We start from the raw sequence: 26,023 nt of genomic DNA, 5'->3' as shown, positions 1-26,023 counted from the left end.
CCGAGAGACTCTCTCAGGCTTTCCTCCGGGCGCTTCCCTTCGGTGTTCCCGACTCTATCAGATCTTTTTCCGATCCGATTTCCTCGGCGCTTTCCGGCCTTTCGGCCTTCCGGCGGTCTCGACTTTATCAGATCCCTTGGGCTCTTACCGATCCCTGCAGGTCCTGATCCCCAGTCAACCGGGGTCGTCCTCCCGGCCCTTGGGCCGTTCCGACGTCTTCAACCCTAGCGGATCTCTCCGGCGATTCCCAATCGCGTGGGATTCGGAGTCGCCGTATCCCAATCGAATTGAATTCGAGCACGCCGAATTCGACCCGGTTGGGAGATCGTGCTGAGTGGGTTGCTGCCGCTGCTGCGGCAAAGGTGCTGCCGCAGAACCGTTACGGCTCCGTGGCAACTCGGAGAACTTTACGGATCGAGGCGTGGACTGTCAAGTCTGCCCAGGGGGACGTGCCGGCAAACCTTCCCCGGCGTCAGTCCAGGTCGCTCAGGCGGCCGCCCGCATCGGGCTGGGCGTGCTCCACGCGGCGAAGCAGTCGGGTCAGCGCCTCGCCGAGGACGCCACGCTCCTCGGACGACAGGTCCTGGAGCAGGTCCTCCTCGAATCCCGCGGCCATGCGCATCGCCTCCAGCCACTTCTCGCGGCCTTCGGTGGTCAGCTCGACGATCACCCGCACCCGGTTGGCCTCGTCGCGCTCCCGGGTGACCAGCCCCTCTCCCACCATGCGGTCGATGCGGTGGGTCATCGCGGCCGGCGTCAGGCCGAGCCGCTTGGCCAGGTCGCTCGGGCCCATCCGGTAGGGGGATCCGGAGACGACGAGGGCCTTGAGGACCTCCCACTCGGCGTTGCTGATGCCGAGCGCGGCGGTCTGGCGGCCGTAGGCGACGTTCATCCGGCGGTTGAGGCGGGACAGCGCGGAGACGATCTTCTCGACCTGGGGGTCCAGGTCCTGGAACTCGCGCTGGTAGGCGGCGATCTGTTCGTCGAGAGTCGGCTCGCCGGCGCCGGGGTTGTCGCCCATGACCGGAGTATCGCACGCGGTCGCTTGGCGTTGAAGTCCTTCGAGGTGTATTGTTCCGGGTTGAACTTTAGCTTCTAAGTCTTCAGGGTTAACCGCTTCAGGGGTAAGACCTCCGGTCTCATCCCCGGGGCGGGCCCTCTTTCCAAGGCAGGTGAACGTGACCAGGGCGATGGGCGCAGCGATGCGCCGGATCCATGTGGGCAACGCGCTCAGCGCGTTCGGCCTCGGCTTCACCGTCCCGTATCTGTACGTCTATGTGGCGCAGGTGCGGGATCTCGGTGCCACGACGGCGGGTCTCGTGCTCGCCGTCTTCGCCGTGGCCGCGCTCGTGGTGCTGCCGTGCGCCGGACGGGCCATCGTCCGGCGCGGTCCGCTTCCGGTCCTGCTCACCGCCCTGGCCGCCGCCGCCGTGGGATCGCTCAGCCTTGGGTTCGCGACGAACGCGGTGAGTGTGCTGCTGTCGGCGGCGGTGCTCGGTGCCGGGCAGGCCGTGATGCAGCCGGCGCTGGCCACCATGATCGTGGACTGCTCGACGACGGAGACCCGGTCGCGCGCCTTCGCCCTGCAGTTCTTTCTGCAGAACCTGGGACTCGGTGTCGGCGGCCTGATCGGCGGCCATCTCGTCGACGCCACCCGCGCCGCGTCCTTCACCCTGCTGTTCGCGATCGAGGCCGCGATCTTCCTGCTGCTCGTCGTCCTCATGTCGACGGTGCGGGTGCCGCACGCGCCGAAGATCGAGGGCGCGACTCCGCAGAGCGGCCGGGCGAGCTGGAAGCAGATGCTGGGCAACCGGGCCATGGTGCAGCTGTCCGTGCTGGGCTTCGTGCTGTTCTTCGCCTGCTACGGCCAGTTCGAGTCGGGCCTGAGCGCGTACGGCGTCGAGGCCGCCGGGATCTCCACGTCCACGCTGGGTACGGCGCTGGCCGCGAACACGGCGATGATCGTGGTCGCGCAGTTCGCGGTGCTGAAGTTCGTGGAGCGGCGCAAGCGGTCGCGGGTCATCGCCGCGGTGGGCCTCATCTGGGCCGTCGCGTGGGCCATCGCCGGGTACGCCGGGCTCGGGCACGGCAGCCAGGCCATGGCGGCCGCCGCGTTCGTCTCCACGTACGCCCTGTTCGGTCTCGGCGAGGCGATGCTGTCGCCGACGCTCGCGCCGCTGGTGGCCGATCTCGCGCCCGCGGGGATGGCGGGTCAGTACAACTCGGCCTTCGCCCTGGTGAAGCAGCTCGCCCTGGCGATCGGCCCGGCGGTCGGCGGCCCGCTGGCCGCGTCGCTGCCGGCGCCGTACATCGTCACGTTCCTGCTGTTCTCGCTGGGCATCAGCGTCCTGGCGATCCGGCTCGGGCACCGGCTCACGCCCGCGCAGAACCAGCCGTCGTACGCGCGGAGCCTGGTGGTGGCGCAGGGAGGCCCGTCGGAGGAGCCCGCGTCGGCGGGCGCCCGGGCCTGAGCGTCACCGCTCACTCCGGGCACGGCAGCGCGAACTCGCACCACACCGCCTTCCCGCCCCCGGGTGTGCGGCGCGACCCCCAGTGGGTCGCGATCGTCGCCACGATCGCGATACCCCGCCCCGCCTCGTCCACCGGTTCCGCCCGGCGGCGGCGGGGGAGATGGTCGTCCCCGTCGGTCACCTCGATGATCAGCCGGCGGTCCGTGCGTCTGAGGCGCAGCCTCATCGGCGGCATGCCGTGCTGCAGCGAGTTCGCGACCAGCTCGCTCGCCGCCAGCACCCCCAGATCGTGCAGATCCGCCGGGAACCGCCAGCTCGTCAGGACCCCGGAGGCGAAGGCACGCGCGCGGGGTGCCGCCTCCACCCCGCCGAGCAGCTCCAGGGCGGCGTTGCGGAAGAGGTCGCCGTCCGGGCCCGTACGCGCGGGGTGCTGGACGACGAGGAGCGCGACGTCGTCGTCGTGGCCCACGGTGACGCCCGCCGAGCGCAGCAGCCGGTCGCAGACCACCTGGGGCGTGCCCGTCGCGCCCGCCAGTGCGCTCGCCAGGGCCGCGATGCCCTCGTCCAGGTCGGCGTCCCGGCGCTCGACCAGGCCGTCGGTGTAGAGGACGGCGGTGGAACCGGGTCCCAGCGGAACCGAGCCCGATGTGTGCATCCAGCCGCCGGTGCCGAGCGGCGGGCCGGTCGGTTCGTCGGCACGCAGCACATCGCCGTCCTCGTCGCGGACCAGGATCGGGAGGTGCCCCGCCGAGGCGTACACCAGCCGGCCCTCGTTCGGGTCGTGGACGGCGTAGACGCATGTCGCGATCTGGTTGGCGTCGATCTCCATCGCGAGGCCGTCGAGGAGCTGGAGGACCTCGTGCGGCGGCAGGTCGAGGCGGGCGTAGGCGCGGACGGCCGTACGGAGCTGGCCCATCACCGCGGCGGCCCTGACGCCCCTGCCCATCACATCGCCGATGACGAGCGCCGTACGGCCGCCGCCCAGGGTGATGACGTCGTACCAGTCGCCGCCGACCGCGGCCTCCGTGCCGCCGGGCTGGTACGTGGCGGCGATGCGCAGGTCGTCGGGCTGCTCCAGCTCCTGGGGCAGCAGGGAACGCTGAAGGGTCACCGCCGTGCGGCGCTGCTCGCGCTCGCTGGCACGCAGCCGCTCGGCGGCCTCGGCGTGGTCGGTGACGTCGGCGGCGAACACGAGCACACCCCGGGAGGGGTCGCCGGGTACGTCCACCGGCGTGCACGTCAATGTGTACGAACGGCCGCTGGGCGCCTTGCGGGACTTGACCGTGCGCGGCCTGGAGCTGCGCAGCACCTGGTCCAGGAGCGGGAGGAGGCCGAGTTCCTCCAGCTCGGGGAGTGCCTCGCGCGCAGGATCGCCCGGCGGCCGGGGGCCGAAGGCCGCCGCATAGGCGTCGTTGACGTACGCGACGCGGTGGTCCGGGCCGTGCACCAGGGCGACGAGGGCCGGGATGCGGTCGAGGACCTCGCGCGCCGACAGTTCGTCGACGGCGGGCATGCCCGGCGCGTCCTCGGTGAGCCGCTCCGCGCGGGCCGCGGGCACGGAGCCTTCCCCCCGTCGGTCCGGGGAGACCGTGTGCTCGGTCCGCGCTGCGGCGCGGCGCTGCGTTCCGGGGAGCCGGGCGCTCCAGCGCGTGAAGTTCACCGATTCCTTGCCTCGTCGTTGTCGTATCCGGCCGGATCCGGTCCGGGGTCCGGGGCCGGCCCCCGGGGTGGCAGCACAGGGGGAAAAGCCGGGTGGGTTCGTCAGGGTGAGGATCGGCTCGCCCCGCGGTCGGGGACCAGTCTGTCGGACCGGGCCGATATCCGTCAGACGTCGGCCCTTCCGGCGGAGTTCCTGGATGGGGTCAGGACGACCCCTTCGGGTCCCTTGAAGGCTTTCCACCGGCCGCGAGTTCGAACTCCGCGCGGGGATGTTCGAGTGAACCGAGGGAGACGATCTCCCGCTTGAAGAGTCCCGCCAGGGTCCACTCGGCCAGCACCCGGGCCTTGCGGTTGAACGTGGGCACCCGGCTCAGGTGGTAGGTGCGGTGCATGAACCAGGCGGGATAGCCCTTCAGCTTGCGCCCGTAGACGTGTGCGACGCCCTTGTGCAGCCCCAGGGAGGCGACCGAGCCGACGTACTTGTGGGCGTACGTCTCCAGGGGTTCGTCGCGCAGCGCGCGCACGATGTTGTCGCCGAGGACCCTGGCCTGGCGCACCGCGTGCTGGGCGTTGGGGGCGGTCTCCTTGCCCGGTTCCTCGGCGGTGACGTCCGGGACGGCCGCCGCGTCCCCCGCGGCCCACGCGTGCGTGACGCCGTCCACGCTCAGCTCGGGGGTGCACTTCAGGCGCCCGCGGCCGTTCAGCGGCAGGTCCGTGGCCGCGAGGACCGGGTGGGGCTTCACCCCCGCGGTCCACACGAGCGTACGGGTCGGGAAGCGCGCGCCGTCGGACAGCACGGCCACCCGGTCGACGCACGACTCGAGACGGGTTTCGAGACGTACGTCGATGTTGCGGCGGCGCAGCTCGGTGACCGTGTACCGGCCCATCTCGGCGCCGACCTCCGGGAGGACGCGGTCGGATGCCTCCACGAGGATCCACTTCATGTCCTCGGGCTCCACGTTGTGGTAGTAGCGCGTGGCGTAGCGGGCCATGTCCTCCAGCTCGCCGAGCGCCTCCACACCGGCGAATCCGCCGCCGACGAAGACGAAGGTGAGGGCCGCGTCACGGATCGCCGGGTCGCGGGTGGAGGACGCGATGTCCATCTGTTCGATGACGTGGTTGCGCAGGCCGATGGCCTCTTCGAGGGTCTTGAAGCCGATGCCGTGATCGGCGAGGCCGGGGATCGGCAGGGTGCGCGAGACGGAGCCCGGGGCGAGGACGAGTTCGTCGTAGGAGATCTGTACCGTCCGCCCGCTCTCCTCGGTGGCGAGTGTGGCGACGGTGGCGGTGCGCCCCGCGTGGTCGATGGAGGTGGCCTCGCCGATGACCACGCGGCAGCCGTCCAGGACCCGGCGCAGCGGGACGACCACGTGGCGCGGCGAGATGGCACCGGCGGCGGCCTCGGGCAGGAACGGCTGGTACGTCATGTAGGGGTTGGGTGAGACCACCACGATCTCCGCCTCGCCCCTGGCGAGTTCCGCCTTCAGATTCCGCCGCAGGCGCAGCGCCGTGTACAGGCCGACGTAGCCGCCGCCGACGATGAGGATGCGCACGCACGTCGGAGGTTCGGGGGGCGTCGCCCGGTGGAATGCAGCCGTCACCATCCCATGACGCACCGGACGCGCGCGTTTGTCCACAGGCCCGGCACATTGTGTGACCGGACGGCGGTACCCGGCGGGGTTGGCCGGATTTCCGGCGTACGCGCAAAGATCGCAGGTCAATAGGTGTGAGCCGGGTGGAACTCGGGGGCGCAAACGGGATGTAACCGACCCGTACTCCGATCGGGGGGCGCTCCGTACGGAACCTGCCCCTTCTGAATTGCCCCCCTCTCAACTATGTTCGTGTCTCGGCGGGGTGTAAGGGGGATGCGCACGTCGGGCTCGCGACGGGCGGGTCCGGTCACGTGCGGCATTCGTTCCGTGCGCTCCGGCTTCCTATAGCGGGGAGAGTCTCCGGGGGGAGACATCGTTACCGGGGGATCACTTATGCACATTCAGGACTCTCATTGGTCATCCGCGTCCGCCGTCGCACCGGCGGGCATGATGGGCCCGGCGGCGGGCGACGGGCGCGAGGACGCTGCCCGCACGACGCCGCTGCGGGTGGACGCACAGCGCAACCTGGAACACGTACTGCGTGCGGCACGCGAGGTCTTCGGCGAGCTGGGCTACGGCGCGCCGATGGAGGACGTGGCGCGGCGCGCGCGGGTCGGCGTCGGCACGGTGTACCGGCGCTTCCCGAGCAAGGACGTCCTGGTGCGGCGGATAGCCGAGGAGGAGACCTCCCGGCTGACCGACCAGGCCAGAGTGGCACTCGGCCAGGAGGACGAGCCGTGGTCGGCGCTGTCCCGCTTTCTGCGGATGTCGGTGGCGTCGGGCGCGGGGCGGCTGCTGCCGCCGCAGGTGCTTCGGGTCGGGGTCGTCGAGGAGGGCACCGAGGGAGCCGGCGCGGCGCCCCTGGACGCTGCGCGGCTGCCGCAGCAGCGCTCCCTGCCGACGGCCGAGCTGCGGCTCGTCGGGCAGCGGCCCGCACCGGAGCCGGACGGCGTGGGCACGACGACGCTGCTGGAAGTCGTGGGGCAACTCGTGGAGCGGGCGCGCACGGCGGGTGAGCTGCGGCCGGACGTCACCGTCTCGGACGTCCTGCTGGTGATCGCCACGGCGGCACCCTCGCTGCCGAACGCGGCACAGCAGGCGGCGGCCTCGGCCCGGCTGCTCGACATCCTCCTGGAGGGCCTGCGGTTCCGCCCGGTGTGAGTCAGCCGGGCTCCGGGGCCTCGGCTGCGGACATCGGCCGCCGTTCCCCGCCCCCTCGGGCGAGCGGGGGCCGGCGCCGCGCCCGCGCCCGGGAGATCCGTCGGGTGACGAGGCCCCCGGAGTTCCGGCGGTGACGCCGCGGACACCAGGGTGGTGAGCGGTGGGCGGGCCGTCGGCGTGCGGCGGTCACGTCCCCGCGCCGAGCACCCCTCCGCGCGCCGAGATGCCGGCCGGTACCGCGCGCGCCCGGGCGGGGGTGCCCGTCCAGCAAGTGCCCCGGCGGGCGAGCAGGCGGCGCAGCCACAGCTCCAGGGAGACCAGGTCCGCGAGGCCGTCCAGCGGGAGGGGCGCGCCGTCCACCGCCGCGCGGACGGCCTTGCGGACGACCCGCGCCTCCACCAGGCCCGCCTCCGCCAGCAGGGGCGTGTCGAACAGGGCCATCAGGGAGTGCACGGCCACCCGGAGACCGGCACGGGCCGCGGCAGCCGAGGACGCGTGCGAGGGGGCGCCCCAGCCGGGCGGCAGTCCGCCGACGCCCGCGCCCTCCAGAACCGTGCGCAGGATCGCCGCCCGCGCCCCGGGCTGGACCCGCAGCGCCTCCGGTAGCGCACGGCAGGCGCGGACGACCTGGTTGTCCAGGAACGGCGCGTGCAGCCGCTGGGAGCGGATCTCGGCGGCCTGTTCCAGCACCCGTACGTCCGCCGCGTGTCGCGCCAGCGCGGCACGCGCGCGGTGGTCGCCCGGGCGCTGCCCGGGACCGACTCCGGCCCGGCCCGCGGCCCCTTGCAGGCGAACCGATACTTCTGCGAGTGCCTCCCCGGTCAGCCAGCGGGCCGCCGGCCCCGGTCTGGCCCAGGTGAGAGCGGCGAGCGATGCCCCCACCGCGCCCCCGGGCTCCTCGAAGCGCCGCTGCATCAGACGGTCGCCGAGCGAGTCGACGCCGGCCCGGTACGGCGTGCGGGCCAGTTTCCGCGCCGCGGCGTACACGCGCGCGGGGACCAGCACCGAGCCGTCCGCCTTCGCCAGTGCGGCGACCGGGCGCACGAGATGGCGTCGTCTGCGGTCCATCAGCAGGTCCGCGAGACGGGCCGGGTGCGCGTCGAGGACCTGGCGCGCGCCGTGGCCCGTGAAGTGGTCCGCGCTGCCCGAGGCCAGGCGCGCGCGGTGTCTGGCCGCCGTCACCAGGGACGGGCCCGGCTCGTCCGTCAGCGGGCCCTCCAGTTCGGCGTAGGGGAGGACTTCCTCGCCGCCGGTCACCACCACGTGGTGCAGACGGGGATTGGCCGCCAGGGTGCCGGCCCGCTCCAGCTCGGCCTCGCGGCCCCGCACGGCGAGATCGTTGAAGGTGACGGCCAGCAGGCGTTCACCGGCTCCGGTGCCGTGCCCGAGGATCGTGCCGGGCCTGCCGGGAAGGCCGGCCGCGAGCAGCGCCAGCGTGCCGGAGGCCGGTCCCCCGGAGAGGTCGGCGCCGATCCCGGGGACGGGCACCCCGCGCGCGGCGCGGCGCTCCGCCGGTCCCATTCCGGGGACGGGCCCGGGATCGATCTCGACGCCCGGCGCATGCCGCGGTGCCGACAGCCGGGCGCGTACGGCGTCGACGAGGGCGTCACGCACCGCGTCCACGGCGTCGGCCGGGTCCGCCGGGGGCGCGGCGACCGCCAGGGAGGCGACCGGGTCGTAGCCGGCGATCTCGCGGGCCCCCGCGCGCAGGATCAGCGCGTGACCCGGCGGAATGCGCCGTACGCCGTCGTAGGGGGTCGAGTCGTGCACCGCGGCCGGTACGTCGGGGGCGGCGAGGAGGGCCGCCAGGTGCCCGAAGTCCAGGTTGGCCTCGATGAGGTCGGCGAGGGGGAGCGCGGCGGTCGCGTACGCGGTGCCGCCGGCCCAGGGGGTGTGGAAGACGGGCCGCGCTCCCGCGAGGTCACCGCACACCGTGATCCTGCGCCCGACCTGGACGACGGCGGTGTAGCTGCCGGACCAGGCGGTCAGATGGCGAAGTGCCCCTCCGCGGGCGGCGAACAGCCCGACGCGCAGTTCCTCGTCGGAGGCATTGCAGATGCCGAAGACCGCGATCCGGGTCTGCGCGTCCGCCTTCACGACGCGCACCTCGTCGGGGCGCCAGTCGCCGACGGCCCACAGCGGGTCGGGGTCGCCCCACAGGAGTTGGGCACCCACCGGGTGCAGGGTCTCGCCGTCGTACCCCATGGCTCCGGCCGATCCCGGCCCGGCGGCTCCAGCGGCGGTGCTGCTCCATCCCACCAACCACCGCATCGACGCCTCCACAGGCTGTGGACAACCAGTGCACCGCACGAACGGCTCCCATGCTGCCACGAAGAATGCGCGCCGGAGGGCGTGCGCCACGCCTTGCGCGCCCTCGAACGCGCCCTTGGAGCCCCGGCGGCGAGCCGGTGAGCTCCCCTTCCCGGCGTGGGCGTCGGCAGGAATCAACGACGCGAATGCGCCCCCATGCGCCCCCCGAAAACCCCGTTCACGCCCTCAAGTATCGTGGTCGGGGGCTTGATCACTCATGAGAACCGCCGTCGATTTTCGGCCAAATCGACCACAGGCGGGCAGGCTTGCGCACGCTCCGTACAGGCCCTGCGCAACGCACAGTCCGGGAGGCGGAGTTCGCCTCCCGGACCGGTCCGCCGCCCGCGGGGATGGAGGCGGCGGTGTCCCCCAGCCCACTGGATCCAGTACAGCGGGCCGACCCACGCACCATCCATGGAACCGCCGTGTCCGGTGGCCGGAGAAGAGCGCACGGACAGGCGCACGGCCACACACCAGGAGCACGCCGCCACCCTCCGTGCCGAGGTACGGACCACAATCCCGCCATCCGGATTTAAGCCCCTTAACGCATGGGATGCGGCGAACTACGCTGGGTTTACGAATGCCGCGCGGTTATGCCATCGCCGCGGCAGCCGTCTGTGTCGAGGGGTGGCGCATGTCCAGGGAGCAACGCGGGCCGAACGAAAAGCTCGGCACCGTTCTCGCCCTCGCGGGAATCAGCAACGCAGGACTCGCACGGCGCGTCAACGACCTTGGCGCCCAACGCGGGTTGACACTTCGCTACGACAAGACCTCGGTGGCGCGCTGGGTGTCGAAGGGCATGGTGCCGCAGGGCGCCGCGCCGCACCTCATCGCCGCGGCCATCGGCCAGAAGCTCGGCCGCCCCGTACCGCTCCACGAGATCGGTCTGGCGGACGCTGATCCCGCACCGGAAGTGGGCCTCGCCTTCCCCCGGGACGTAGGACAGGCGGTGAAGTCGGCGACGGAGCTGTACCGCCTCGACCTCGCCGGGCGCCGGGCCGGCAGCGGCGGCATCTGGCAGTCGCTGGCCGGGTCGTTCGCCGTGAGCGCTTACGCGACCCCTGCCTCCCGCTGGCTGATAACCCCGGCCGACAGCTCGGTGGCCCGCGACTCCGGCTCCGGCGACGGGTCGGGATCACCGCTGAAGGTCGGCCACAGCGATGTCCAGAAGCTCCGCGAGGCCGCGGAGGACGCCAGGCGCTGGGACTCCAAGTACGGGGGCGGCGACTGGCGTTCCTCGATGGTGCCCGAGTGCTTACGAGTGGAGGCGGCGCCGCTGCTGCTCGGCTCCTACTCGGACGAAGTGGGCCGCGCGCTGTTCGGGGCGAGCTCCGAACTGACGCGGCTGGCCGGCTGGATGGCCTTCGACACGGGACAGCAGGAGGCCGCCCAGCGCTACTACATCCAGGCGCTGCGCCTCGCGCGCGCGGCCGCCGACGTGCCCCTCGGGGGGTACGTCCTGGCCTCCATGTCGCTCCAGGCGACCTACCGGGGCTTCGGCGACGAGGGCGTCGACCTCGCCCAGGCCGCCCTGGAGCGCAACCGCGGCCTGGCCACGGCCCGCACCATGAGCTTCTTCCGTCTCGTCGAGGCACGGGCGCACGCGCGCGCGGGAGACGCCCAGGCGGCCGGCGCGGCCCTGAAGGCCGCCGAGGGCTGGCTGGAGCGGGCCCGTGACGGCGACAACGACCCGTCCTGGCTCGGTTTCTACTCCTACGACCGCTTCGCGGCCGACGCCGCCGAGTGCTACCGCGACCTCAAGGCCCCGCGTCAGGTCCGCCGCTTCACCGAGCAGGCCCTGTCCCGGCCCACCGAGGAGTTCGTACGCTCCCACGGGCTGCGGCTGGTCGTGTCGGCGGTCGCCGAGCTGGAGTCGGGCAACCTGGACGCGGCCTGCGAGCAGGGCGTGCGGGCGGTCGAGGTCGCCGGGCGCATATCGTCGGCGCGCACCACCGAGTACGTGCGGGACCTGATCCACCGGCTGGAGCCGTACGGGGACGAACCGCGCGTGGCGGAACTGCGGGAGCGGGCACGGCCACTGCTGATGGCGCCTGCGTAGGGGCGCCGCCGGGGGGGTGGTTCGGGCATCCGCGCGTGGGGGCCGGCGGCGTTCGCGCGCGGGGTCCGCGGGTGTCCGCGCGGGTGCGCGCGGGACCGGGTCTGCGGGCTGGTCGGTGGCTGGTCCGCTGTCGAGGTCCGGCCGGCAGAGCTGCGGTGGCGCCGCAGATGTCCCGCAGCGTCCCTTTCGGGCTTCGACACGGCCGTGTGACCTGCGCGGTCTTCGGTTCCTCCCGGGTTTGAGGGCATTGTCAGTGGCGCAGTGCACTATCGAAACCGGGAGGTGGAGCAGGTGCGGAAGATCGCGTACGACTGCGATGTGCTGGTGATCGGCGGCGGCATCGTCGGCCTGTCGACGGCGTATGCGATCACGCGCGCCGCCCCGGGCACACGGGTGACGGTCCTGGAGAAGGAAGCGGGACCGGCCCGCCATCAGACGGGGCGCAACAGCGGGGTCATCCACAGCGGGATCTACTACCGCCCCGGCTCCCTGAAGGCGCGGTACGCGGTCGAGGGCGCGGCCGAGATGGTCAAGTTCTGCGCGGAGTACGGGATCGCGCACTCCGTCACGGGCAAGCTGATCGTCGCCACGGAGCGCGAGGAGCTGCCGCGCCTGCACGGACTCGTCCAGCGCGGCCGGGAGAACGGCATACGGGTCAAAGAACTGGGCCCGGCCCAGATCGCGGAGTACGAGCCGGAGGTGCGCGGACTCGCGGCCATCCACGTGGGCACGACCGGGATCTGCGACTTCGTGGCAGTCGCCCGGCAACTGGCCGACGGCTCCGGGGCGGAGATCCGCTACGAGGCGGAGGTCGTACGGATCGACCGGCGCCCGGCGCTGGGCGTCGCCGTGGCCACGGCCGACGGGACGGTCCTGCGCGCACGCGTGCTGGTCAACTGCGCCGGACTGCACTGTGACGAGGTGGCCCGGCTGACCGGGGACGAACCGGATATGCGGATCGTGCCGTTCCGGGGTGAGTACTACACGCTGGCCCGGCCCGAGCTGGTGCGGGGGCTGGTGTACCCGGTGCCGGATCCGGCGTTCCCGTTCCTCGGGGTGCATCTGACCCGGGGCATCGACGGAGGGGTCCACATCGGACCGAACGCGGTCCCGGCGCTGGCCCGCGAGGGATACGACTGGGGGACCGTACGGCCGCGGGAGCTCGGTGCGACGGTGGCGTGGCCGGGGTCGTGGCGGATAGCCCGGCGGCACTGGCGGTACGGGGCGGGCGAGCTGCGACGGTCGGCGTCGAAAAGAGCGTTCACCCAGGCGGTCCGCAGACTGCTGCCAGAGGTCCGGGCGGACGACCTCGTACGGGCCCCGGCGGGGATCCGGGCGCAGGCGGTGCTGCGGGACGGGACGCTGGTGGACGACTTCCTCATCCAGGAGGGCGCGCGGGCGGTGCATGTGCTGAACGCGCCGTCACCCGCGGCCACCGCCTCGCTGCCGATCGGGCGGGAGGTCGCACGCCGGGCGCTCGCGGTGCTGGACCGGGATTGAGCCGACCCTCGCGAACCGGGTGTCCGGGCTCCGCCCTCCGCCCCGACGACCTCACCCCGGGACGCGGGGTCCCCGAGGGCTCGCCCTCTTCCCGACGGCTCCGCGCGGGGACGCCGGTCGGGGCAGGCTGCCGCGCCTTCCCGCTGAACGGGCGGGGCCGCTCCTGAGGGGGCAGCTCGACCGCCGCGTCCCGCCGATCGGGTCAGGCCGACCGCCAGCACCCGCCCCGCCCATGATCGGACCGGGCCGGCCGCCAGCGCCCCACCCTGATCGGGCCGGACAGACCGCCCTCGCCCTCCCCCTTAAAATTGATGCCACTGTGTCTGACTCTCTCGATTTCGCTCCCGAAGACCCCGAGGCCCTCCCCGGTGGTCGGCCCCCGCGTGTCCCCGGTGCCTCCCCGGGCGGCGGCCGGGCCAAAGGGGAGCCCCGGTTCCCCGGCGGGCCGAAGGCCGATCCCGCCGGGTCCCACTTCGAGCGGCGGATCCGGAGTTTCCAGCCCCGGCGCAGCCGGGTGACGGCCGGGCAGGCGGACGCCCTGCGGCGGCTGTGGCCCCTGTGGGGCCTGGACATCGACGGGCAGCGGACCGTGGATCCGGCCGAGTTGTTCGGGAACACGCGCCCCGTGGTGCTGGAGATCGGCTTCGGCATGGGCGAGGCCACCGCGCAGATGGCCGCCGAGGACCCGGGCACCAACATCCTCGCCGTCGATGTGCACACCCCCGGCCAGGGCAATCTGCTGGCTCTCGCCGAGCGGAACGAGCTGACCAACATCCGGGTCGCGAACGGCGACGCGATCATCCTGCTCCGCGAGATGCTCCCGCCCGACGCGCTCGACGGGCTGCGCGTCTACTTCCCCGACCCCTGGCCCAAGAAGCGCCACCACAAGCGCCGGCTGATCCAGCCCGAGTTCCTCACGCTCGTCGCCGCCCGCCTCAAGCCGGGCGCGCTGGTGCACTGCGCGACGGACTGGGAGCCGTACGCCGAGCAGATGCTCGAGGTGCTCACCGCGCACCCCGCCTTCGAGAACACCCGGCCCGACGGCGGCTACGCGCCACGTCCCGCGTTCCGCCCGCTGACCCGTTTCGAGGGCCAGGGGCTGGACAAGGGTCATGTCGTGAACGACCTGCTGTTCCGGCGTGTAGAGCACCGGGACCACTCCTCCGCCGGCGACTGAACGCCCCGGGCCCGCCGGGCACCGTCGCAGGCGGTGCCCCTGTCTCGTTAGGGTCGATTCCGTGGCCACCTCTTCCCCGTATCCGACGCGCCCCGACGGCAACGCGGTCGAGGGCCGGCACCCGCACTGGTGGCAGCGCCGGTGGGTGCGCTACGGCGCGCCGGCCATGCTCCTGGCGCTCTCCGGCCTCGTCATCCTCGCCCTCGTGCGGCAGCAGACGGGCACCGAGGGATTCCTGGTCGGACTGGGACTCGCGGTGCTGCCCGTGCCGCTGCTGGTCGCCGCGTTCCGCTGGCTGGACAGGGTGGAACCCGGACCCTGGCGGAACATGATCTTCGCCTTCGCCTGGGGGGCATGCGCGGCCGCGCTCATCGCGATCGTCGCGAACAGCTTCGCGACCAGATGGATAGCGACCGCGACCGCCGACCCGCGCGGCGCCAACACGCTCGGCGCGACCCTCATAGCGCCGATCGTCGAGGAGTCCGCGAAAGCGGCGGCCGTGCTGCTGGTCTTCCTCTTCCGCAGACGGGACTTCACCGGGATCGTGGACGGGGTGGTGATAGCGGGAGTCACCGCGACCGGCTTCGCCTTCACCGAGAACATCCTCTATCTGGGCACGGCCTTCGGCACGGACCAGCTCAGCGGCGGGCGGGGTCTCGCGTCCGTGACGGCCGCGACCTTCTTCGTCCGTGTGGTGATGTCGCCCTTCGCGCATCCGCTGTTCACCGTGCTCACGGGTATCGGTTTCGGTATCGCGGCGCAGTCGGCCGAGCGCCGGCGGGCACGCCGCGTCCTGGTGCCGCTGGGCGGGCTGCTGCTCGCCATGGGCATGCACTCGATGTGGAACGGATCCTCGTCGTTCGGCGAGTTCGGGTTCTTCGCGGTGTACGCCTCCTTCATGGCGCCCGCGTTCGCGCTGCTGACCTGGCTGGTGATCTGGACACGGCAGCGGGAGCTGAGAACGGTGCGGGAGGAACTGCCGGCGTACGCGGCCACCGGGTGGCTGGGACCGGCGGAACCGTTCGTCCTCGGCTCCATGCGTGCGCGGCGGCTTGCCCGGCAGTACGCACGGCAGCACTCCGGGAAGGCTGCGGCACGCTCGGTCGCGGAGTACGAGGCCTACGCGACGTCGCTGGCGTTCCTGCGGCACCGGGGGCGCCGTGGCCGGGCGGGAGCCGACTTCGTCGTACGGGAGAGGGCGTTGCTCACCGCGCTGTGGGCACGGCGCGCGGTGGCACGGCCGGCGCTGGCGCACGCGGCGCGCACGACGGCGCCTGTGCCGGTCTGGCCGGGCTACGGGTACGGACACGGGTACGTCCCGTGGTACCCGGCGCCGCAGCACGGGCCGACGGCGCCGAATCCCGCGTACAACCCCTATCGGTCGTAGGGTCCCCGTAATAGCCCGTGCTGTCCGTAGGAGCTGAGGACTGTCCCCGGCGCGGGGGCAGCCCTCACCGGATACCGCTCACGCCGACGCCTCCGTCAGCCTGGCGAGGTCCTCGTCCGTCAGGGTCAGGTCCGCCACCGCCAGCAGTGCGGGCAGCTGTTCCACCGTGCGGGCGGAGGCGATCGGGGCCGCGACCGTCGGCTGGGCCGCGAGCCAGGCCAAGGCCACCGTCGGGATCTGAGCGCCCCGTGCCTGCGCGACCTCGTCGAGGACCCCGAGCACGCGTCGGCCGCGCTCGGTCTCCAGGTACTTGCCCGCGCCCTGCGCCCGCGCCGAGTCCACGGTCGTGCCCGGCCGGTACTTGCCGGTCAGGAAGCCGGACGCGAGGGCATAGTAGGGAACGGCTGCCAGGCCCGCGCCGGCGGCGACGTCCTGCAGCGGACCCTCGTAGGTGTCGCGCGAGACCAGGTTGTAGTGCGGCTGCAGCGCCACGTACCGGGCCAGGTTCTCGCGGTCCGAGAAGTCGAGGGACGCCTGCAGGCGCTCGGCGGAGATGTTGGAGGCGCCGATGGCGCGCACCTTGCCCGCCTTCACCAGGTCGTCGAGCGCGCCGATGATCTCCTCGACCGGCACGTCCGGCTGGTCGAAGTGCGTGTAGTAGAGGTCGATGTAATCGGTGCCCAGACGGCGCAGGGACGCGTCGGCCGCGGCCTTGATGGTGGCGGCCCTGAGCCCCTGGTACTCGGGGTGCTGGCTGACCTTGGTCGCGATGATCACGTCGGAGCGGTTGCCGCGCGCCGCGACCCACTTGCCGATGACGGTCTCGGACTCGCCGCCCTTGTTGCCGGGGGCCCACGCCGAGTAGGAGTCGGCCGTGTCGACGAAGTTGCCGCCGGCCGCCGCGTAGGCGTCGAGCACGGCGAAGGACTGCGCCTCGTCGGCGGTCCAGCCGAAGACGTTGCCGCCGAGGGAGAGGGGGAAGACCTCGAGGTCCGAGGAGCCGAGCTTGCGAAGGGAAGTCATGCTTCAGTTCAGCACTCGCTCTGGAGGCCCTTATTCCGCCTGGAGGCCGTTCGGGGTGGTTCCGCCGGAGGCCGTTCCCTGCGGTTCCGCCTGGTGGCCGCTCCACGCACGTGCGCCCGAAGGCCGCTCCACGCGGTTTTGCCCGGAAGCCGTCCCGCCCGGTTCCGTCCGCCGGGCGTTCCCCGCACTTGACCGGCAGCCCTGGCGTCGGGGGGTTGTCGCCAGGACCGCCGGGGTTCAGGAGGGGACGCGCGCCGGGGCGGAGGACGGGGACGCGGGCATCAGGGGTTGACGCCCTTGCTCTGCAGCCACGCCATCGGGTCGATCGCGCTGCCGCCGTTCGGGTGGACCTCCAGGTGCAGGTGCGGCCCCGTGACGTTGCCGGTCGCGCCCACGCGGCCGATGACGTCGCCGGTGGACACCTTCTGGCCGGCGGTGACGCTGATCGAGGACTGGTGGCAGAACCACAGCTCGGTGCCGTCGTCGAGGGTGAGGACCGTGCGGTAGCCGTACGAACCCGCCCAGCCCGCCTCGGTGATGGTGCCGCTGTGGATGGCCTTGATGAGCGTGCCCGTGGGGGCGGCGAAGTCGAGGCCGGTGTGGTAGCCGGAGGACCACATGGCGCCGGCGTCACCGAAGCGCGAGGTCAGGGTGTACGACGAGGTGGGCAGCGCGAACTGCTTGGCCAGTTCCGCCAGCCGGGCGGCCTCGGCCTTCTTCTTGGCCTCCTCCTCCGCCGCCTTCTTCTCGGCGGCGGCCTTGGCCCTGGCGGCGTCCCGAGCCTCGGCCGCCGCGGCGGCGGCCTTCTTGGCGGCGGCGTCCTCGGCGGCCTGTGCGGCCGCCTCCGCGACCCGGTCCTGCTGGGACTCGGCCTGCTGGATGATCCGGGCGCGCAACGCCTCGCCCGCGTCCTTGGTGCCCGCGGCGGCGTCTGCGGTGTTCACGCCGGCGGCGCTCAGGGTGGTGGTGGAGCCCTTGGGGGCGCTGGTGTCCTCGCTGATCAGCGCCTTGGCCGAGTCGGTGACCGAGGAGAGGTCGGGGAGGGATATGGACACCGGCGGCTTGCCGGTCTGCGCGGTGGCCATGCCGCCCGCGCCGACCGCGGCGATCACGCCGACGCCCAGAACGGTGGAGCTGCGGGCGAGTCCGCCGCGCTGCTTGGTGACACGATGCCGACCGCGGACGGCCCGGACGGAATCCTCGGTGGGATTCCACTCCTCCCAGGGGCCCTCGTCGGTGCGGGACGCGAAGTCGATCGTCTGCGTACCGCCAGGGGCGGACGAGGTGTTCTCGGCGGGCCGGTTGGACGCCACGTGGGCGCACTCCTTTCCTTCCGTTTCGCCTACCGGGTTAGCTGACGGGTTCGGAGCAGGAAGGTCTCCTACGCGCGTATACCGGCCGTTGTGACACGGCGGTATCTGCTCGATTCACCCCAAGGTGGTGGTTCCCCGGTTCCCTTGCGGGATTCGGCACGTGCGCACGGAGCCGCCTCTGCTGACGGCTGGGACGACCGCGCTGCGTTATCGAACGTTAATAGACGCGGGGCCCGGATTCCAAGCCGTTCCGACAGATCATTAACGCTGCTGGCCAGGACTTTCACGACAGGAACGGCAAAAATCGGGCGAGTTGGCCGCACCTCACCCGCCCCCTTCGTTATGACGGTGTGTCAGTTGTTATGCGGAGGGGCGCCATCCGTTCACCCATCGTGACAAGGCCCGGGCGTTCGACGGTGCTTGGCTCCTCGACGGGTTCAGGAGGGTTCGGACCGGCGTACGGCCAGCAGTGCCATGTCGTCCGTCGCCTGCCCGCCCGTGTGGCGGGCGACATCCTCCGTGACGGCGGCCAGCACGGCGCCGGGGGTGGGGAGGACCCGGCCGGCGAGGCGGCGGACCGGGTCGTAGAACTCACCGCGCGCGTTCCGGGCCTCCGAGACGCCGTCCGTGAAGAAGAGAAGCGTCGAACCGGGCGGGAAGTCCCACTCCTCCGCACGGTCGGGCCTCAGGGCGAGGTCGCCCATGCCGAGCGGCAGCGCCGGCTCGCGGGCCTCCAGTTCGCGCAGGGTGCCGTCCGGGAGCAGGAGCAGGGGGGCGGGGTGGCCCCGGCTGACGATACGGACGACGCCTTTCCCGTCCGGGACCTCCGCGTCCTCGTGCGGGATCTCGGCGAGGACCGCGGTGGTGAACTCCTCGTGGGCGTCGGGGTCGTCCCGGCGGATGCCCTCACGCGACAGCGCCCGCTCCAGGCGCTGGGCGACGGCCTCCAGCGTGGGCTCCTGCTCGGCGGCTTCCCGGAAGGCACCGAGCACGACGGCGACCGCGGCCACGGCACCCATCCCCTTGCCCCGCACGTCCCCGACCACGAGCCGTACGCCGTGCGGGGAGTCCTGGACGGCGTACAGGTCACCGCCGATGGAGGCGTCGGCCTGCGCCGCCTCGTACCGGGCGGCGATCTGGAGCCCCCCGATCCGCGCGGGGGGCTCGGGCAGCACGGCGCGCTGCGCGGCCTCGGCGATCCGGCGGGCGGAGGCGAGGCGCGCGTCGTTGCGGCGTACGAGCACATTGATCAGGACGGCGGGAACGGCGGCGGCAGCGGTGGTGACCGCCTCGGTGGCCGCGCCGGACAGCCCCGGTGCGCCGAGTCCGAGGTGCACGGCCGGGACGGCGGCGAGGGCTGCGGCGCCGGTGAAGACGGTGCCGCGCAGCGAGTGCAGGGGCGCGGCGACGAGCGGGGCGGCGGTGAAGAGGGAGACGGCCGGGAAGGCGGACGGGGCGAGCCGGCCGCAGCAGACGCCGAGGCCGATGAGCAGCGCGGGCAGGGCCCGCAGAAACGCCCGCGCGTACGCACTCCGCCGGCTCTCCGCCGGGCCCGGCTCCGGGGGCCGGACCTGACCGGACCCGGTGCGCGGCAAGCGGGCACCCTCGGACTTGGTGTCCGGCGGCCCGGCATCCCCGGGCCCGGTGCCCGGCGGTCCGACGTTCCCGGACCCGGTATCCGCCCCCCTCGCGGCGTCGGACCCGGTACCCGGCGACCGGACGCCCCCGGGTCGTTCGTGGGACCGCTCGCAGGGCCGGTCGCCGCCGTCCTCCGGGAGAGGAGTGACGGCCGGGCCGCCGACGGTCCGGTCGTACGGGACACCGGTTCGGTCGTACAGGCCACCGGTCCCTTCGTACGGAGTTCCGGGCTCTGGCCCGCCGTCCTGCTCGTCGCACGGCGCCTCGATCCGCCACGCGCCTCCTTGCTGCACCACCCGTCCAGGCTTATCGCAGGACGGGCGGGGGGCGACCGCTGTGGGCCGACCGGCGTACACACCGTGCGGGCGGGGAGGGGAGAGGCCCGCGGGCGGGAAGAGGAGAAGCGGGTGAAGAACACGGAACACACCGAGGGCCGGAACCCTTTCGGATTCCGGCCCTCGGCCTTCAGTAGCGGGGACAGGATTTGAACCTGCGACCTCTGGGTTATGAGCCCAGCGAGCTACCGAGCTGCTCCACCCCGCGTCGATGAATCCAGTGTACGCCATGCGCGGGACATGAGGCACACACGTTGAGGTCCACGGTGTAGGTTCCGGGTCCGCGTGAGCCGTGTCGGTCGATCTCCAGCAGTCGGCTGGCAATCTTCCGGGGCGCGTTAGCAGCACCTGCGGTCGGTGGCGATCAGTCCCGGGAACTTCTCGATCATCCGGCCTCTTGGTCCTGGGCGGCTTCCTGCGGTCAGCTCATGGTCACCAAGCGTACAAGCGTCAGGGTTGACAGTCAGGAGTCTGCGACGGCTTCGATCCGGTACGAGGGCGACTCGGTCTGCAGCGTCGAGTTCGGGCAGCTCCGCCGGGGCAGTTTCCACGGGTCCGTGCCGTGGCGGCGGGGCAGGGCGGCGAAGGGGCACAAGCATCATCCCGGGGAGTACGCGTCGGCTGCGACGCGTGGGCTGACGCTGCAGCCGGCACGGCCGCTGCGATCGGCACCACCCTCGCGATCTTGGCCTCGGACGCCGCTACGACCACCGGGCAGGCCGTGTTCGAGTGGCTCATACGAACCGACCAGGCCCACCGTCGGAACGTCTCTGCCCCCAATCTGTCCATCGATCAGCGCCTCCTTTTCGGCGACACTCACGCATCAGCTCCATGCCCTGGAAAGGGCCGCAGGCGTTCAGCTGATCGAACAGACCAGCCCCCTCGCAGCCACCTCCCGCGGGCACCGCTCCCATCCACGAAGCAGAGCACCTGCTCAGCCTCCTGCGAAGTGCAATCCTCCGTCACCTGACCGGCGGCTCGACCTACGACTGGGGTGGTCGCAAGGCGCCGGCGATGACGGTGGTCACCATCTTGTAGACGTCAGCGATTTGCGGCGGGGCGCTTGTCCGGTCGGCGAACAGCAGGTGCCCGGCCCCGACAAGGGTGGGGGCAAGTGTGTCGATGTCGGCGTCACCGGCCAGGCGTCCCAGCTCCCGTTCGGCGGCGAGGTAGGCGGCGATCATGGCGGTGGCTTGCATGGCCAGTGGGATGCCGGTCAGACCGGCCTCGCGCAGCCGGGCGCGGAGGCCGTCGCGGAAGGTGATGAGCGCGACAATTGCCACTGTGACCGGACCGAACAGGTCCTGCAGCGCGTCGGTGAGGTTGTCCACCACGCTCCCGGTGCCGGCGGCCGCGCGCAGAGTCGTGGTTCGGTCCTCGATGCCGCGGACGCGGTCGAGGACCAGTTCGGCCAGGAAGGCGTCGAAGTCGGTGAAGTGCCGGTGCAGTACGCCCTTGGCACAGTTCGCCTCCTCAGTGACCGCCCGGCTGGTCAACGCGTCGGGCCCGTCCCGGCGCAGGACTCGCTCGGCGGCTTCGAACAACTGGCCGCGCACGTTGTGGATGTGCACCCCTGACGGCATTGTCTTCCTTTCCGCGCCGCCCCCGCCTCCACAAGTGGGCAGCCGCCCATTAGTGTGGGCGCATGCCCACTTTATCGCAGGGACAGCCGGACAAGCCCGGGCCCGAGCCCCATCGCCACCGGCAGACGGCCGAGTCGTTCGGCGTGGACGCCGAACGCTACGACCGCGCCCGACCGCCGTATCCCCAGGCCCTGGTGGACAGGATCGTCGCGGCAAGCCCCGGTCGGCACGTCCTCGACGTCGGAGCCGGGACCGGCATCGAGGCCCGGCAATTCCGGGCGGCCGGCTGCACGGTGCTCGGTGTCGAGCCCGACGAGCGGATGGCCGCCTTTGCGCGACGCAGCCGTGTCGAGGTCGAGGTCGCCAGGTTCGAGGACTGGCAGCCGGCCGGGCGGCAGTTCGACGCGGTCATCGCCGGCACCGCCTGGCACTGGGTGGACCCCGTCGCCGGCGCGGCCAAGGCGGCCCAGGTGCTCCGGCCCGGCGGCCGACTCGCTCCCTTCCACCACGTCCCCCAGCTACCGGCCGAGGTGATCGACGCCCTCGCCGAAGCACTCCACCGGGTCGCCCCCGATTCCCCGTTCAACCCCGGCCTGCTGAGAGGATCGGCCGTGGACGCATACCAGCCACTGTTCGCGAAAATCGCCGACGGGATCCGGCAGACCGGCAGCTTCAGCGAGCCGGAACAGTGGCGCTTCGCCTGGGAGCGCACCTACTCCCGAGACGAGTGGCTCGACCAACTCCCCACCTTCGGCGGCCTCACCCAACTCCCCGCAGACAAAACGGCGGAGGTCCTGGACAGCGCCGGGACCGCGATCGACAAGCTCGGCGGCCACGCCACCATGCCCTACACATCCGTCGTGATCACCTCGACCCGCTCCAACACGGCCTGACCACCGCAAACGTCGGGCGTCGCCGAGCGCGAGCAGACTGATGAGCTCGGCGACGACCCGAGGAGGCGGGGCAGGTTCTCCCGCTCCTTGCACCGGACCTCAACCCAACGGTCCGTCCCGGCAGGCCACACGATTGCTAAAGATCAGCCGATCGGTCCACCGCTAACGCACCATGGAATCCGGAGTCCCAGCAGGACTCACTGCTAACGGAGCGGCTCAACCTACAACGGCGCTTCACCGGTGATCTGCGGCCGTCAGCGGCCTTCGGGCGGGGACAGCAGAGGGGCGTTCGGGGCCTTGGCCCGCTCCTCGTACTCGGGCAGCACCACCACATCCGCCCCCTCCGCCGTCAGCAGCGCGTTCCCGTCCGCCGCCACCACGAACGTGTCCGGTTCACGCCAGGCCGTGACCACCCGCCGCACCCCGGCGTCAAGGATCAGCCGGGCACACGGCGCGGGCCGGGACGCACGGCGGGCGCACGGCTCCAGGCTGCTGTAGACCGTGGCGGCGGCCAGTCGCGGATCCGCGGCGTCCAGCTTCGCCAGCGCCGCCTCCTCCGCGTGCACCACCGGGTCCCCGCCCTCCCGGGAGTACCCCCGGGCCAGCTCCGTACCGTCGGCGGCGACGATCACCGCCCCCACGCTGAAGGCCGTCCGGGAGGGCGGGCACTGTGCCGCCAGCTCGCACGCCGTCTCCAGCCACCGCCGGTCCGCGGCGGAGACCGACCGGCCGGTGCCGGGCGCGGTGGGCGCGTAGCGCATCAGCACGACATCCCCGACCGGCCGCGTCTCCAGCAGCCGCATCCGCCCCGGCGGGTACGCCCCCGGCCCGAACATCCGCGGCGCGTCGGGCTGTCCCACGACCACCGGGGCGAGCACGAGGTGCAGCTCGTCCGCGAGCCCCTGCTGCAACAGCCGCGTGTGCACCTGCCCGCCGCCCTCGACCATCAGCCGGCGTACGCCCTTGACGTCACCCAGGTGGGCGAGCACGGCCCGCCACTCCACATCAGGGCCGAGCGCGACCACGTCCACGTCCGCCGGCAGCGGCCCGCGCAGCCGCTCCGCGCCCTTGTCCGTGGTGTAGAGCGCCTTCGCGCCCCCCGTGTGCCAGAACTGGGCGTCCGGATCGAGGTCTCCGGACGCGCTGACCGCGACCTTCAGCGGGTACTCCGGCAGCCCTGCGGAGACCCGGGCCGCGCGCCGTTTCTCGGAGTAGACCAGCAGCCGCGGGTTGTCGGTGCGCAGTGTGCCCGCGCCGACGAGGATCGCATCGCTGCCCGCCCGTACCTCGTCGACCCGGTCGAAGTCCTCCGGTCCGGACAGCAGGAGCCGCTCGGGACCGGTGTCGTCCAGGAAGCCGTCGAGGGAGACGGCGGCGGACAACAGGACGTAGGGATGGGCCATGGGGGTGCACTCCAGGGATCGAGGAAGGCAAGGACGGGGGCGGAGCGGGGTCGAAGACCAGGCAGGGGGCCGGGGCGAGGTCGGTGGCGGTGGCGGTTCACGGTCGGGGTCGGGGTCGCGTGGCCAGGATGCGCCGGGGCGGGTCCTGAGGTCGAGATCCGGCGGGAACCCGGGCACGCTTGGTTCAACTTTTAAACAATAACTACACTGGCGGCATGACGACCCGCTGGCTCACCCCCGAGGAACAGCGCGCCTGGCGCGCGTACCTCGCCGCGTCATGGCTCCTGGAGGACACGGTCGACCGGCAGCTCCAACAGGAGGCCGGCATGCCGCATCTGTACTACTCCGTCCTCGCCCACCTCTCCGACGCGCCCGGCCACCACATGCGCATGACCGACCTCGCGGAGCGGCTGAAGATCACGCGCAGCCGGCTGACCTACGTCGTCACCCGCCTGGAGAAGGACGGCGCGGTCCGCCGGGAGGGCTGCCCCACCGACCGGCGCGGCAGCATGGCGGTCCTCACGGACGCGGGCATGGCACTCCTGGAACGCACGGCGCCGGGCCATGTCGAGACGGTCCGTGCCGCCGTCTTCGACCACCTCACACCCGAGCAGGTGACCCAGCTGGAAGCGATCTGCACCCGGATCACGGACGCGCTCCAGGGCGACGAGGAGCGGTCGGGCTGTGACGGCCTGCCGTGGCGCCGGCGCTCGTCCGGAGCGGCGGAGTGAACCGGGATTTCTCCCGAAACAAGGTTGCTTGAACTTTAAAGCAGGGGCTAGAGTCTCCGACCGAGGTTGTGCTTCAAATCTGAAGCAGGGGGCGCACCCTCCGTACCCGCAACCCGCCGGACCGGAGAAGGACGACACACATGCGCGAGCCACGCCACGACGCCACCGCAGCCAGCGACAGCAGCGACCCGACCCGTCTCCCCACCGGCCTCCCCACGGCCACCGACCTCCCCGCCGCCACGGTCCGCACCCGCGTGACGGTCCCGCTCCGCTTCGGCGACGGCTACACGGTCACCGCCGACCTGGTCACCTTCCACGGCCTCGCCGACGGCCAGGAACATGTGGCCGTGCTCCTGGGCGAGCCCGCCGCCGACCGCCCCCCGCTGGTGCGGCTCCACTCCGAGTGCCTGACCGGCGACGTCTTCGGCTCGGCCCGCTGCGACTGCGGACCCCAGCTGCGTGAGGCGGTGGAGCGCATCGCCGACCGGGGCGGCGTCCTGCTGTACCTCCGTCAGGAGGGCCGTGGCATCGGCCTCTACAACAAGCTCGACGCCTACGCGCTCCAGGACCAGGGCCTGGACACCTACGAGGCGAACGCCGCGCTCGGCCTGCCGGAGGACGCCCGCGACTACACGGCCGCCGCGCAGATGCTCCGCGCCCTCGGCATCGACACCCTGGACCTGCTGTCCAACAACCCGGACAAGGCCGCCCAACTGCGCGGCCTGGGCCTCACGGTCACCCAGCACGTCCCCACGGGCGTCTTCACCACAGCGCAGAACGTCCGCTATCTGCGCGCGAAGGTCGTCCACACCCAGCACACCCTGCCGCTCACGGAACTGACGGCGGGCTGACCCACGCGGCCTCAAGGCGGGGAGAACGGTCGGAAGAAAAGAGCGGTCCGACCCCTCCCCGCGGTCTGCGCCGCAGGTCAGGGGCCGGATCTTCGGTAGGCCCAGCGGGACTCGAACCCACAACCAATGGACCGAACGGTCGGGGTTTTCCGGGTGGTTCCGGGCACTGCTTCGGGAGCCCTGCTGAGCAGCATCCTCGCGAAGACCGACCGCCGCCACAGGGTCCGATCTCCTCCTGCCCAGCGGGCACGTCCCGTGATCGGGCGGCAGAATGGATCCGTCCCGGCCACTGGATGGCGGGAGGAGCGGACATGGAGATCAAGCCTCAGGCGGTCGTCCTCCCCAAGGAGACGGATCATCTCGAACAGGGGAAGTACGGGCCCGTTTTCCCAAGAACTCCGGCGTGCTACGGGTTCACCATCGTCGCGCGAGTCAAGCCCGGCCACGCCGATACGATGCGGGAGTACGGCTACGCGCTGGCCAAGGCGCTGGAACAGGATCCGTACCTTCTCGCGCCGCTGAAGCTGCACTACCTGCGCTGGGTCCTCTTCGACGACGACACCCGCTTCATGTACCAGGGGATCTTCGACACCGACTTCGACAAGTACACCGAGGACGCCATCGCGCTGTTCTCGAAGGCGGGCGTGAGCACGGCGTTCGAGAACCTGGAGGGGTTCCCGGAGGACTGGCGGAGCAATCCGGAGGCGTTCGTCAGATTCGTCCGTGAGCACCACTGTCCGAGTTTCATCGAGTACGGGGAGTATCCGTACGTGACGGCGGACGAGATCAAGAAGGCCCTGCGGATCAAGAGCGCTCTGTCGGAGATGCTCGACCAGATGCAGTGAGAGCGTGGTGGTGAACCGGACAGTGTTCGGTGGGTGGGGCTGGCGGGGGATGCCTCGAACGATCTTGCTGGCCGGTCGGCGTGCATGGAAGA

Annotated in this window: 19 protein-coding genes, 1 tRNA gene and 1 riboswitch; of the genes, 10 read left to right on the top strand and 10 right to left on the bottom strand. The window is 72.1% G+C overall.

Annotation, left to right across the window (positions count from 1 at the left end; genetic code table 11):
• Positions 1-472: 472 nt before the first annotated feature.
• Positions 473-1,021: a MarR family winged helix-turn-helix transcriptional regulator gene (locus tag ACWD5Q_RS32335; RefSeq protein ID WP_451430633.1), complete on the bottom strand. Its 549-nt coding sequence runs from the start codon at positions 1,019-1,021 to the stop codon at positions 473-475.
• Positions 1,022-1,190: 169 nt separating this feature from the next.
• Here ACWD5Q_RS32335 and ACWD5Q_RS32330 point away from each other — a divergent pair, with 169 nt between their 5' ends.
• The gene (locus tag ACWD5Q_RS32330; RefSeq protein ID WP_451430634.1) at positions 1,191-2,471 is read left to right on the top strand and encodes an MFS transporter; all 1,281 of its coding nucleotides are present in this window, start codon (positions 1,191-1,193) and stop codon (positions 2,469-2,471) included.
• Between the two features lie 10 nt (positions 2,472-2,481).
• Here the strand turns inward: ACWD5Q_RS32330 and ACWD5Q_RS32325 are convergent, their stop codons facing one another.
• Together ACWD5Q_RS32325 and ACWD5Q_RS32320 are read right to left on the bottom strand one after the other, a co-directional pair.
• Entirely contained in the window at positions 2,482-4,131 is a 1,650-nt protein-coding gene (locus ACWD5Q_RS32325; RefSeq protein ID WP_451430632.1) for an ATP-binding SpoIIE family protein phosphatase, read from the bottom strand.
• Positions 4,132-4,333: 202 nt separating this feature from the next.
• Positions 4,334-5,734, bottom strand: coding sequence for an NAD(P)/FAD-dependent oxidoreductase (locus tag ACWD5Q_RS32320; protein ID WP_451430631.1), 1,401 nt, complete (start codon positions 5,732-5,734; stop codon positions 4,334-4,336).
• Positions 5,735-6,115: 381 nt separating this feature from the next.
• Between ACWD5Q_RS32320 and ACWD5Q_RS32315 the strand changes: the two genes are divergently transcribed.
• Positions 6,116-6,883 carry a TetR/AcrR family transcriptional regulator gene (locus tag ACWD5Q_RS32315; RefSeq protein ID WP_451430630.1) on the top strand — a complete coding sequence of 256 codons (768 nt, stop codon included), beginning with the start codon at positions 6,116-6,118 and terminating at the stop codon, positions 6,881-6,883.
• A gap of 186 nt (positions 6,884-7,069) precedes the next feature.
• Here the strand turns inward: ACWD5Q_RS32315 and ACWD5Q_RS32310 are convergent, their stop codons facing one another.
• Positions 7,070-9,154 (bottom strand): asparagine synthase-related protein, encoded by a 2,085-nt coding sequence (locus tag ACWD5Q_RS32310; protein WP_451430629.1) that lies wholly within the window; start codon positions 9,152-9,154, stop codon positions 7,070-7,072.
• Between the two features lie 673 nt (positions 9,155-9,827).
• Here ACWD5Q_RS32310 and ACWD5Q_RS32305 point away from each other — a divergent pair.
• The 4 genes from ACWD5Q_RS32305 to ACWD5Q_RS32290 all read left to right on the top strand — a co-directional run bounded on the left by ACWD5Q_RS32305 (position 9,828) and on the right by ACWD5Q_RS32290 (position 15,316).
• Positions 9,828-11,252: an MFS transporter gene (locus tag ACWD5Q_RS32305; RefSeq protein WP_451430628.1), complete on the top strand. Its 1,425-nt coding sequence runs from the start codon at positions 9,828-9,830 to the stop codon at positions 11,250-11,252.
• A gap of 261 nt (positions 11,253-11,513) precedes the next feature.
• Positions 11,514-12,752 carry an L-2-hydroxyglutarate oxidase gene (gene lhgO / locus ACWD5Q_RS32300; RefSeq protein ID WP_451430627.1) on the top strand — a complete coding sequence of 413 codons (1,239 nt, stop codon included), beginning with the start codon at positions 11,514-11,516 and terminating at the stop codon, positions 12,750-12,752.
• A gap of 319 nt (positions 12,753-13,071) precedes the next feature.
• Entirely contained in the window at positions 13,072-13,929 is an 858-nt protein-coding gene (gene trmB / locus ACWD5Q_RS32295; RefSeq protein ID WP_451430626.1) for a tRNA (guanosine(46)-N7)-methyltransferase TrmB, read from the top strand.
• 61 nt (positions 13,930-13,990) lie between these two features.
• The gene (locus ACWD5Q_RS32290) at positions 13,991-15,316 is read left to right on the top strand and encodes a PrsW family intramembrane metalloprotease (protein ID WP_451430625.1); all 1,326 of its coding nucleotides are present in this window, start codon (positions 13,991-13,993) and stop codon (positions 15,314-15,316) included.
• Positions 15,317-15,394: 78 nt separating this feature from the next.
• On the opposite strand, the gene ACWD5Q_RS32285 is transcribed toward ACWD5Q_RS32290, so the two are convergent.
• From ACWD5Q_RS32285 to ACWD5Q_RS32265, 5 genes are all read right to left on the bottom strand, one after another.
• Positions 15,395-16,339 (bottom strand): aldo/keto reductase, encoded by a 945-nt coding sequence (locus ACWD5Q_RS32285; RefSeq protein WP_451430624.1) that lies wholly within the window; start codon positions 16,337-16,339, stop codon positions 15,395-15,397.
• Positions 16,340-16,620: 281 nt separating this feature from the next.
• Entirely contained in the window at positions 16,621-17,652 is a 1,032-nt protein-coding gene (locus tag ACWD5Q_RS32280) for a M23 family metallopeptidase (protein WP_451430623.1), read from the bottom strand.
• Between the two features lie 11 nt (positions 17,653-17,663).
• Positions 17,664-17,821: riboswitch (cyclic di-AMP (ydaO/yuaA leader) on the bottom strand.
• Between the two features lie 268 nt (positions 17,822-18,089).
• Positions 18,090-19,247 carry a PP2C family protein-serine/threonine phosphatase gene (locus tag ACWD5Q_RS32275; RefSeq protein ID WP_451430622.1) on the bottom strand — a complete coding sequence of 386 codons (1,158 nt, stop codon included), beginning with the start codon at positions 19,245-19,247 and terminating at the stop codon, positions 18,090-18,092.
• A 512-nt stretch (positions 19,248-19,759) separates the two neighbouring features.
• Positions 19,760-19,833: transfer RNA gene (locus ACWD5Q_RS32270), tRNA-Met, on the bottom strand.
• 775 nt (positions 19,834-20,608) lie between these two features.
• On the bottom strand, positions 20,609-21,208 hold the full coding sequence (locus tag ACWD5Q_RS32265) for a TetR/AcrR family transcriptional regulator (RefSeq protein WP_451430621.1): 600 nt from the start codon (positions 21,206-21,208) through the stop codon (positions 20,609-20,611).
• Positions 21,209-21,270: 62 nt separating this feature from the next.
• Between ACWD5Q_RS32265 and ACWD5Q_RS32260 the strand changes: the two genes are divergently transcribed.
• Positions 21,271-22,101 carry a class I SAM-dependent methyltransferase gene (locus ACWD5Q_RS32260; protein ID WP_451430620.1) on the top strand — a complete coding sequence of 277 codons (831 nt, stop codon included), beginning with the start codon at positions 21,271-21,273 and terminating at the stop codon, positions 22,099-22,101.
• Positions 22,102-22,355: 254 nt separating this feature from the next.
• Here the strand turns inward: ACWD5Q_RS32260 and ACWD5Q_RS32255 are convergent, their stop codons facing one another.
• Positions 22,356-23,504 carry a dihydrofolate reductase family protein gene (locus tag ACWD5Q_RS32255; RefSeq protein WP_451430619.1) on the bottom strand — a complete coding sequence of 383 codons (1,149 nt, stop codon included), beginning with the start codon at positions 23,502-23,504 and terminating at the stop codon, positions 22,356-22,358.
• 215 nt (positions 23,505-23,719) lie between these two features.
• Between ACWD5Q_RS32255 and ACWD5Q_RS32250 the strand changes: the two genes are divergently transcribed.
• From ACWD5Q_RS32250 to ACWD5Q_RS32240, 3 genes are all read left to right on the top strand, one after another.
• The gene (locus tag ACWD5Q_RS32250; protein WP_451430618.1) at positions 23,720-24,235 is read left to right on the top strand and encodes a MarR family winged helix-turn-helix transcriptional regulator; all 516 of its coding nucleotides are present in this window, start codon (positions 23,720-23,722) and stop codon (positions 24,233-24,235) included.
• A gap of 140 nt (positions 24,236-24,375) precedes the next feature.
• The gene (locus ACWD5Q_RS32245; RefSeq protein ID WP_451430617.1) at positions 24,376-25,086 is read left to right on the top strand and encodes a GTP cyclohydrolase II; all 711 of its coding nucleotides are present in this window, start codon (positions 24,376-24,378) and stop codon (positions 25,084-25,086) included.
• 311 nt (positions 25,087-25,397) lie between these two features.
• Positions 25,398-25,931, top strand: coding sequence for a hypothetical protein (locus ACWD5Q_RS32240; RefSeq protein WP_451430616.1), 534 nt, complete (start codon positions 25,398-25,400; stop codon positions 25,929-25,931).
• The last annotated feature ends 92 nt before the right edge of the window (positions 25,932-26,023 follow it).

This window comes from Streptomyces sp. NPDC002513 (assembly GCF_053595355.1).
The sequence above is the reverse complement of the archived record's forward strand: the minus strand, read 5'-3'. Positions and strand labels throughout refer to the sequence as shown.

Bases quoted from the DNA above. Each gene is read 5' to 3' on its own strand.
- ACWD5Q_RS32260 (WP_451430620.1), top strand. From the start codon at position 21,271: ATGCCCACTTTATCGCAGGGACAGCCGGACAAGCCCGGGCCCGAGCCC.
- ACWD5Q_RS32245 (WP_451430617.1), top strand. From the start codon at position 24,376: ATGCGCGAGCCACGCCACGACGCCACCGCAGCCAGCGACAGCAGCGAC.
- ACWD5Q_RS32305 (WP_451430628.1), top strand. From the start codon at position 9,828: ATGTCCAGGGAGCAACGCGGGCCGAACGAAAAGCTCGGCACCGTTCTC.
- ACWD5Q_RS32320 (WP_451430631.1), bottom strand. From the start codon at position 5,734: ATGGTGACGGCTGCATTCCACCGGGCGACGCCCCCCGAACCTCCGACG.
- ACWD5Q_RS32315 (WP_451430630.1), top strand. From the start codon at position 6,116: ATGCACATTCAGGACTCTCATTGGTCATCCGCGTCCGCCGTCGCACCG.
- ACWD5Q_RS32255 (WP_451430619.1), bottom strand. From the start codon at position 23,504: ATGGCCCATCCCTACGTCCTGTTGTCCGCCGCCGTCTCCCTCGACGGC.
- ACWD5Q_RS32285 (WP_451430624.1), bottom strand. From the start codon at position 16,339: ATGACTTCCCTTCGCAAGCTCGGCTCCTCGGACCTCGAGGTCTTCCCC.
- ACWD5Q_RS32310 (WP_451430629.1), bottom strand. From the start codon at position 9,154: ATGCGGTGGTTGGTGGGATGGAGCAGCACCGCCGCTGGAGCCGCCGGG.
- ACWD5Q_RS32240 (WP_451430616.1), top strand. From the start codon at position 25,398: ATGGAGATCAAGCCTCAGGCGGTCGTCCTCCCCAAGGAGACGGATCAT.
- ACWD5Q_RS32265 (WP_451430621.1), bottom strand. From the start codon at position 21,208: ATGCCGTCAGGGGTGCACATCCACAACGTGCGCGGCCAGTTGTTCGAA.
- ACWD5Q_RS32330 (WP_451430634.1), top strand. From the start codon at position 1,191: ATGGGCGCAGCGATGCGCCGGATCCATGTGGGCAACGCGCTCAGCGCG.
- ACWD5Q_RS32250 (WP_451430618.1), top strand. From the start codon at position 23,720: ATGACGACCCGCTGGCTCACCCCCGAGGAACAGCGCGCCTGGCGCGCG.
- ACWD5Q_RS32335 (WP_451430633.1), bottom strand. From the start codon at position 1,021: ATGGGCGACAACCCCGGCGCCGGCGAGCCGACTCTCGACGAACAGATC.